Raw genomic sequence first — 1,191 nt, 5'->3', positions numbered from 1 at the left:
AATAATTTTTTCCTTATAACCATCTTCTATAGAATTAATATAAGATATATACCCTCTTATTTTATTATTATTGGAATAATCTCCACTTACAAGAGCATTATGTATCATAGCTCTAACTGTTCTTTTCATCTGTTTATTGGCTTTGATCTTATTATCATGTATTGTAATTCCGTTAACCTTTTTATGGCCAGAAGGGGAAAGTAGTCGTGTTTTGGTTTCATTTACAGAAAACCCTTCATCAACTATTATTTCTTCAATAACTTTTTTGAGTTTCCTTAAAGTTACAACATTATCACAAGAAAAAGTTAAATCGTCAGCATATCTGGTATAAATTATATCTCTTTTTGAACATAAGCCTTTTAACCTTTTATCTAATTTAAAACAAATTAAATTAGATATATAGGGGGAACAAACCCCACCTTGTGGTAAGTATCCCTGATAAGTACATAGGCTTGTTAATATATTTGAAACTAAAGTATTATATCCAAGACCTTTAAAAAGATAGAACACATTCTCTCGTTTTATACTTGTAAAAAAATCATTTAAGTCCAGTTGTAATAAATAAAGACTGTACTTGTGGCAATTAGCATTCGTTTTACTACCGTCTTTTCCTTTCCTAAAAGCCATTGACTCATTTGATACATTGATCTTTTCCAGTATCTCAGTTAAAATCCACCTCTGAACTAATTTTAATGAGTATTTCGGACTTTTTATCTCTCTATTAGTTCCATTTCTCTTAGGAACATTGAATGAATTATAATAATTATCAGTCTTTTTGGATAATAAATATAACATTGTGTTACTGATACCAATAGAATTTGAAAGTGATTCAAAGTCTTTTAGTATCGGTAAATTTAAGGCATATAAAATAAAACTATTTGTAAAGTCTTTTTTCATATTACCGCTCCTCCTACCTAAATTACTTTTATTGAAAGAAAGTAGCTTGCTCCACGCGGGTGGAATAAGCTGCTTTCTTTTGGTAAATCTAGTCCTAGCATTGTACAACAGGAGACGAACCGTCTCCCACATTACTAATCCACAAAACAATGTACATAATCATGAATATAGTAAGTAACATCTAGGAGGAGCGATAATAATCGTTCCTAATTATACCAAATCTTATCCTGTCATACAAAATATTTTTATCTTTAATATCGATTTTTGATAGTAAGTCATTTACTGTTTTATATC

Annotated in this window: 1 protein-coding gene; it reads right to left on the bottom strand. The window is 29.2% G+C overall.

Annotated elements, in window-relative coordinates; all coding sequences use genetic code 11:
• Positions 1 to 897: retron St85 family RNA-directed DNA polymerase (locus tag RBB45_RS26225; protein WP_306010642.1), on the bottom strand; the 897-nt coding region annotated here is incomplete at its 3' end.
• Positions 898 to 1,191 lie beyond the last annotated feature (294 nt).

It is taken from the genome of Bacillus sp. MMSF_3328 (assembly GCF_030733525.1).
GTDB classification, from domain to species: domain Bacteria; phylum Bacillota; class Bacilli; order Bacillales; family Cytobacillaceae; genus Bacillus_AB; species Bacillus_AB infantis.
The sequence above is the reverse complement of the archived record's forward strand: the minus strand, read 5'-3'. Positions and strand labels throughout refer to the sequence as shown.